Genomic DNA, 7,185 nt, shown 5'->3' with positions numbered 1-7,185 from the left:
CGGTCCTGCTTTTTGAGCAGGTCAAGCACCGTCTTTTGCCGGGCGTCTTCAGTTGCCGACAAAACGCCGGCCGGCTTGTTGAGCAGGAAATAGTGGTATTGCTGGTAGCTGACCGGAAGGCCGTCAACTGCCACCTCGGCATTCTCTTGCACCTTCTGCTTGGCTGACCGGCAGACTTTCCCGTTTACCGTTACCCGGCCGCGCTTGATGATTTCATGAACCTGGGAACGCGAGCCGACGTTCATGTTGGCCAAAAATTTGTCCAGCCGCAGCATTAGAGCAGGTCCGCGTCTTCTTCAGCCAGGTCGTTGAGGAATTCCTGGCCCGGGTAGATCGGCGTGATCTTGACGCCGGCCAAGGCCCGCTCGATCAAGCCGTCAACATCCAGCCGGGATTCGTATTCGCGCGCCTTGTCGATCTTTGGCTTGGTCTTTGGACGCGGCGGGGCAAAAATCGTGCAGCAGTCTTCAAACGGCTGGATGGACAGATCAAAAGTGCCGATTTCTTCGGCCTTGGCGATGATTTCATTCTTGTCCATCGTGGCCACCGGCCGCAAAACCGGAGTGGTCGTAACGTCGTTGATGGCTGCCATGGATTCCAGGGTCTGGGAAGCCACCTGGCCAACGGATTCCCCGTTGAAGATGGCCAGCGCGTGCCGCTTTTCCCGGATGATGTCAGCCAGCCGCAGCATGAAGCGGCGCTGCACGGTCATCAGGTAGCCTTCCGGCAGCTTTTCCTTGATGGTTTCCTGGATTTCAGCAAACGGCACTTCAATAAAGTTGATGCGGCCGCTGTACTTGGCCAAGATGCTGGTCAGTTCCTTGGCCTTGGCCAGAGCCTTTTCTGAAGTGTATGGCGGCGAGAAGAAGTGAACCATTTCAATGTTCACGCCCCGCTTCATGGCCAGGTAGGAAGCTACCGGAGAGTCGATCCCGCCCGACAGCATCATCACCGCCTTGCCGGCCGTGCCAACCGGCATCCCGCCGGCCCCGCGGAGCAGCTGGTTGGAAATGTAGGCGCCGTCCTGGCGGATTTCCAAAAGCAGGACCATGTCCGGGTGCTTCATTTCTGCTTGCAAGCCTTCCATGTGGTTATACAGGTAGTCCGCCACCAGCTGGTTCAGCTGGTTGGTGTCGTAGATGAACTTGTGGTCGCTGCGGCGGGTGTTGACCTTGAAGGTCATCCCCGGCTTGTAAGTAGCCTGCATCAGTTCCAAAGCAGTCTTTTCAATTGCTTCCAGGCTCTTTTCCGTCTTGACGACCGGGGAGTAGGTCTGGATGCCGAAAACCACCTTCAAGCGGTCGTCGACTTTTTCAAAAGGCGTCCCGTTCAGCAGGATGTGCATCCGGTCGTGGTGGGTCTGAATCTTCAAATCCGGGAAGTCGCGGAGCACCTTCTGAACGTTGCTGGCCAGACGGTTGATGAAGTCCTTCCGGTTCTTGCCCTTGGTGGACAGTTCGCCGTAGCGAATCATGATTTCTGTGTATTGCAAATTTATTCTCCTAAGTGGTTGATCTTGGCAAAATGCTGGTAAATCTTGTCAAAAGCAGCGATGAATTCGTCAGCTTCTTCCAGGGTGTTGCTCTCGTCAAAGCTGAGGCGGACGGCACTGGTGGCAATCGGATCTGGCGTCTTCATCGCCACCAGGGTGCTGGCTTCATCGGCTTTCTTTGAAGCGCAGGCAGAGGTGGTAGAAATGTAGATCTCCTGCTCTTCCAGGGTGTGGACCAGAGTCTCGCCTCTGATGCCTTCCAGGGCAAAGCAGAGGATGTGCGGGGCAAAGTCGTCCTTCAGCGGCGAGAAGATGTGGATGCCCGGCTTGCCTGCCAGATAGCTGCTGATCTTTTCCTTAATAGCCCGTTCCCGGCCGGCCTTTTCGCTTTCGCCGGTCAAAAGCAGGCGGGTGGCTTTGGCCATGGCCGCGATCGCTGCCAGGTTTTCGGTACCGCTGCGCAGGCCCTTTTCCTGGCCGCCGCCCTCGCATAAAGGCATCAGCATCCGGCCGCGCTTCTTATAGAGGATGCCGATGCCGCGCGGGCCATGGAACTTGTGGGCGGAAAAGCTCATCATGTCGACCCGCGGCGTGAAGACCTGGTCCCAGATCCCCTTGCCCAAGGCCTGGACGTTGTCGACGTGGAAGTGGACGTTCGGGTAGTCTTCCAAAATTTCGGAAATTTCCCGGATCGGCTGGATCGTACCGATTTCATTGTTGACGCCCATGATGGAAACCAAAGTCGTGTCCGCGTCCAGAGCCTGCTTCAGGTCTTCCGGATTGACCCGGCCTTCGCTGTCAACTGGCAGGCGGGTTACCCGGAAGCCCAAGTTTTCCAGCTCTGTAAAAGCGTTGGCTACGGAAGCGTGCTCAACCGAAGAGGTAATGATGTGCTTGCCGAATTCCCGCTTGGCCCAGGCAGTCCCCTTGATCGCCGTGTTGTTGGACTCGGTCCCCCCGGAAGTAAAGTAGATTTCATCGGTGTTAACGCCCATCAATTCCGCGATCTGCTTGCGGGAAGCCTCAAGCAGGCCGTGGGCCCGGTCGCCCAGCTTGTGCAGGCTGGAAGGGTTGCCCCAGACCTTGCTGACAACCTGGCTGTAAGTTTCCAATGCTTCGGGTGCCATCCTGGTCGTGGCACTGTTGTCAAAATAAATCACTGATTCTTGCTCCTTAAAAAAGCGGCCACTTACAATGACCGCTTAATTTCAATAATGTTTAATTTTAGTCCAAAAGCCGATCAACTTCAATCAATCAGCTCTTTTTGTTCCTGGTAGTAGGAATTTTCGATCCGCTGGTAGCTGCCCGGCTCTGCCCGCTCAACCGCTGTAGCGATCGTGTCCAGGGCATCCTTGTAGTTGTAGTCGCGCTCATACAGCTTCATGGCGTTCCTGCGGGCCCGCACGACTGCCTCTGAATCAAGGAACTTGTTGGAGTACTGCATGGTCAGCTCAAAGAGGTTGGCCGAACTGATGATGTCGTCGGCTTCTCTTTGCAGGCGGTCAACGTCATCGGAAATCTGCACCAGTTCTTCGGAAATCTTTTCCATATTGATCCGGACCTGGTTCAATTCCCCGCTGGTTTTGCTGATCTCGTTGATGACCAGGGTGTACATCTGCAAAAAGCCTTCCGGAATGCCTGGCAGATTCTGCCGGCTGAGGTGCCGGTAAAGCAGGGAAACCTGCTGCTTGAATTCCTTGATCGACCGCTGGGCCACTTCTTCAGCCTCATAGAGCCCGTCAACGGCCTCAGACAGTTCCTGCTGGCGCTTGCCGATTTCCTGCAGGCGGCCGAGGATTCTGACCCAGTCATCCTGGACGTCCGAGTAGACCGCGCGGCCGTCGGCAATCCTCTGGCTGGCTCTGATGTAGTCAGAATCCATCTTGTGCACTTCGCGCTCCAGCTCCCGGCTTTCATCCAGTTCGCCGTGCGTCAGTTCATAGCTTTCGTCGATGTGCCGCAATTTCTTGATGAGCTGCTGGCTGACGGTCTGCTGGTGGGTCAGCAGGGGCTGCAGCTTGTCGCGGTTCTTCTCAACGAAGGGTCTGGCCTTGTATTCTTTTTCCAGGATGGCGTAAAGGGTGTCGATTTCTTTTTCAACCTTTTTCATGCCCTTGCTGGTTTCTTCCAGATCCAGCTTGGCCAAAGCCGCCAGCGAGCGGTCAATCTGGTCGTTGCTCTGCTTGATTTCCAGCAGCACGTCAAGGCTGCCGAAGCCGTACTTTTCGTCGCGCATCTGCTTGTAGGCCGAGGAAATCTCCGTCAGCTGGTCGGCAAAGACCGTCTGCAGGTTGTGCTGGTCTTCCTTGACTTCCGGCAGCTTCTTTTGCAGGCCGGTCAAATCCGACCGGATCTTGGACAAAACGCGCTTGGCTTCGACATGGTCGCCTTGGGCCGACAGGTTCTTGGCTTCAGCGAAATCTTCTTCCATGGCCGACAGGCTGTTTTCAATTTCATCCAAAGCCACGCTGTAGTCAAAGGAATCGGCCAGAATCTCCTTGCGGATCTCCCGGTAGCTCTGCATCAGCTCATCATACTGCGCCTTGTTTTCCCGGTTTGATTCCAAAAGCTGCGTGAAAACGTCAGAAGAGTTCTTGACGTCTTCAGACACTGAGTCGACCAGTTCCCGGGCCTGCTTGATGCTTTGGTGGGACTTGACCAAGCGGTAGCGGGCGTTCTCATCGGCGCCGTCTTCGATCAGGCGCTGAATTTCCGGAAACAGTTCCGCGGCCTTTTGATAGCTCTTCTTCCAAGTGTTCAGCGTGGCCAGGCTTTCGCCGGCCAGTTCCATTTGGTCGAGTTTGCCGATGGCCCGTTCCAGGTGAAGGTCTTCCATGTTGCCCAGATCGTTGTCCAGCTGCTCGATCTCCCGCAACTGGCGGCGGTTGACCAAGAGCATGGCCATCACGATCACAATAATTGCGATAATTAGGGTTATGAGTAGTAGAGATTGTGTAGATGACATATCTTTCTCCTCCGAACTAAGATCAATTATACCAAACTAGCGTCTAAAATATTTCGCCTTTTACAAGACTTTCTGTGTTTTTTTCTTGATTTCTGAACTAGAAGCACTTATAATGGTCAACGTGTAAAATATTTGCAGCCATAAGCGACAAGAACGTCAACATCTTGGGACGTTTAGTGAACGAGTAACCCACGCTGCACGGGCGAAAATGTAAACTCAAGATGCACGAATGTTGAGCTTATATTGTGATATTTTACTCCAACAATTTTATTATTTTTATTGGAGGAATTTTATATGTCAAGATACACTGGTCCAAGTTGGAAGCGGTCAAGAAGATTGGGTATTTCTTTGTCAGGCACTGGCAAGGAACTTGCTCGTCGTTCATACGCTCCAGGTCAACACGGTCCTAACCAACGCGGCCGTCTTTCAGAATACGGCATGCAATTGCACGAAAAGCAAAAGCTGCGCTGGATGTTCGGTTTGAACGAACGCCAATTCCGTACTTTGTTTGCCCGCGCTGGTAAGATCCGTGAAGGCCAACACGGTACCAACTTCATGATCTTGCTTGAACGTCGTTTGGACAACGTTGTTTACCGTCTTGGCTTGGCTACTACCCGTGAACAAGCTCGTCAATTGGTAAACCACGGCCACATCACTGTTGACGGCAAGCGTGTTGACATTCCTTCATACGAAGTTAAGGTTGGCCAAACCATTAGCTTGAAGGAAAAGTCAAAGAACCTGCAACAAGTTAAGGACGCTTTGGAAGCTGTTGCTTCACGTCCATCATTTGTTTCATTTGACGAAGACAAGATGGAAGGTCAATTGGTTCGTTTCCCAGAACGTGACGAAATGGAACCAGAAATTGACGAAGCCCTGGTTGTTGAATACTACAACAAGTTGCTGTAATTTCAAATTGGCTTCAAAGTCTTTCCCATTTTTGGGAAAGGCTTTTTTCTTGCCCTGGCAAATCGGTTATAATATCGTATAGTTTATAAATCAGCATTTTTCTCAGAAAGGACTGCGACTTATGACTGAAGATTTAGCAAAAAGAGTCGAAAACGCGGCCAGCGGCATCACCCCGCAGACCCGGCCAGACGAGCGGCGGCGCTTCTTGGGCTCTTTAAGAGAGCGGGTTTTCGTGCGCATGAGCATCAAGGAAGCAACGGATCCGGCCCTGACCAAACTTTTTATGGACCATTTCGCTGACTACCACGGCTACACCATCCTGATCAACGCCAACACCCCTAACCCGGCCTTTGTCGGCCAGATTGAAAGCCGGGCCAGCAAGGAGCAGACAGAATTTCGCCTGGTCAACGATGAAACCGCCCGGACCGGAGATGACGATTCAGCCATTCTGGTCGTCAGCAAGGAAGCTATCAACCGCATGCGCGTAGAGATCAACCAGGTCTATGCCCCGCCCCTGCCGGCTGAGGAACTGCCGGCAGCTAAAAAGAAGACAAGCTTCTGGAAGCAGCTCTTCGGAGGCAAGCAATGAAGCCGCTGGCCTACCGCATGCGGCCGCAATCCATCGACCAGATCGTCGGCCAGCAGCACCTGGTCGGCCCTAAAAAGATCATCCGCCGCATGGTTGAAGCCAGGCAGCTTTCGTCAATGATCCTCTACGGCCCACCGGGCATCGGCAAGACCAGCATTGCCAGCGCGATCGCCGGCAGCAGCAAGTATGCCTTCCGCCAGCTCAACGCGGCCACGGACGGGCAAAAGGAGCTTTCCCAAGTCGCGGCTGAGGGCAAGATGAGCGGCACGGTCGTTTTGCTGCTGGATGAAATCCACCGGCTCAACAAGGTCAAGCAGGACTTTCTCCTGCCGCTTTTGGAATCAGGACAGATCATCATGATCGGGGCCACGACCGAAAACCCCTATCTGGCGATTTCGCCGGCCATCCGGTCCCGCTGCCAGATTTTTGAACTGAAGCCCCTCAGCGAAGAAGAAATCCTGACTGCCATCAAGCGGGCGCTGGACGATGAAACAAACGGCCTGGGCAAATACCATGCCCAGCTGACGGACGAAGCGGCCAGCTTTTTAGCGCAAAAAGGCAACGGCGACCTGCGGGCCACTTTGAACAGCCTGGAACTGGCCGTCTTGTCGACCAAGCAGGAACTGGAAGACGAAGGAAAAGACGCCTCCAGCTTCACGGTCACCCTGGACGACATGGCCGACTCCCTGCAGATGAAAATCCAGAGTTTTGACGCGGACGGCGACGGCCATTACGACCTGCTGTCGGCTTTTCAAAAGTCAATCCGCGGGTCAGACACTGACGCGGGCCTGCACTATCTGGGGCGCCTGCTGGAGTCCGGTGACCTGGTCTCCATCTGCCGGCGCCTGAGCGTCATTGCCTATGAAGACATTGGTCTGGCCAACCCGCCAGCCTGCGAGCGGGCGGTTTTGGCCGTTCAGACGGCCCAGCAACTGGGCCTGCCTGAAGCCAGGATTCCCCTGGCCAATGCCGTAATCGAACTCTGCCTGTCGCCAAAGAGCAATTCGGCCATCTCTGCCATCGATGCCGCCATGAGCGACATCCGCGACACCAACGTCGGACAGATCCCCGACCGCTTGAAAGACGCCCACTACCAGGGCGCCGGCAAGCTGGGCCACGGCTACGGCTACCTCTACCCCCACGACTATCCTGGCGACTGGGTCGCCCAGGCCTACCTGCCCGACCGCCTGCGCGGCCGGCAGTATTTCTCACCTAAGGGCGAAAGCCGCTTTG

General features: G+C 54.6%; 7 protein-coding genes. 3 read left to right on the top strand and 4 right to left on the bottom strand.

The annotated features are described in order from the left end of the window. From lacNas_RS09350 to ezrA, 4 genes are all read right to left on the bottom strand, one after another. On the bottom strand, nucleotides 1-275 hold a 275-nt coding region (locus tag lacNas_RS09350), incomplete at its 3' end, for a S4 domain-containing protein (RefSeq protein WP_280515441.1). Then, complete coding sequence (gene thiI, locus lacNas_RS09345) at nucleotides 275-1,492, bottom strand: tRNA uracil 4-sulfurtransferase ThiI (RefSeq protein WP_201331554.1); 1,218 nt, start codon at nucleotides 1,490-1,492, stop codon at nucleotides 275-277. The genes thiI and lacNas_RS09350, both read right to left, overlap by 1 nt. 2 nt (nucleotides 1,493-1,494) lie before the next feature. Further along, complete coding sequence (locus lacNas_RS09340) at nucleotides 1,495-2,652, bottom strand: cysteine desulfurase family protein (protein ID WP_201331553.1); 1,158 nt, start codon at nucleotides 2,650-2,652, stop codon at nucleotides 1,495-1,497. 86 nt (nucleotides 2,653-2,738) lie between these two features. Then, on the bottom strand, nucleotides 2,739-4,457 hold the full coding sequence (gene ezrA / locus lacNas_RS09335) for a septation ring formation regulator EzrA (RefSeq protein WP_201331552.1): 1,719 nt from the start codon (nucleotides 4,455-4,457) through the stop codon (nucleotides 2,739-2,741). 294 nt (nucleotides 4,458-4,751) lie between these two features. Between ezrA and rpsD the strand changes: the two genes are divergently transcribed. The 3 genes from rpsD to lacNas_RS09320 form a co-directional block, all read left to right on the top strand. Further along, nucleotides 4,752-5,363, top strand: a complete 612-nt coding sequence (gene rpsD / locus lacNas_RS09330) for a 30S ribosomal protein S4 (RefSeq protein ID WP_201331551.1) — start codon at nucleotides 4,752-4,754, stop codon at nucleotides 5,361-5,363. A 121-nt stretch (nucleotides 5,364-5,484) separates the two neighbouring features. Then, nucleotides 5,485-5,952, top strand: a complete 468-nt coding sequence (locus lacNas_RS09325; RefSeq protein ID WP_201331550.1) for a YueI family protein — start codon at nucleotides 5,485-5,487, stop codon at nucleotides 5,950-5,952. Continuing rightward, nucleotides 5,949-7,185: replication-associated recombination protein A (locus lacNas_RS09320; protein WP_201346805.1), on the top strand; the 1,237-nt coding region annotated here is incomplete at its 3' end. The genes lacNas_RS09325 and lacNas_RS09320, both read left to right, overlap by 4 nt.

Origin of the sequence: Lactobacillus nasalidis (assembly GCF_016587775.1) — a bacterium.
Lineage (GTDB): Bacteria > Bacillota > Bacilli > Lactobacillales > Lactobacillaceae > Lactobacillus > Lactobacillus nasalidis.
This window is presented reverse-complemented; position numbering and strand designations above follow the sequence as displayed.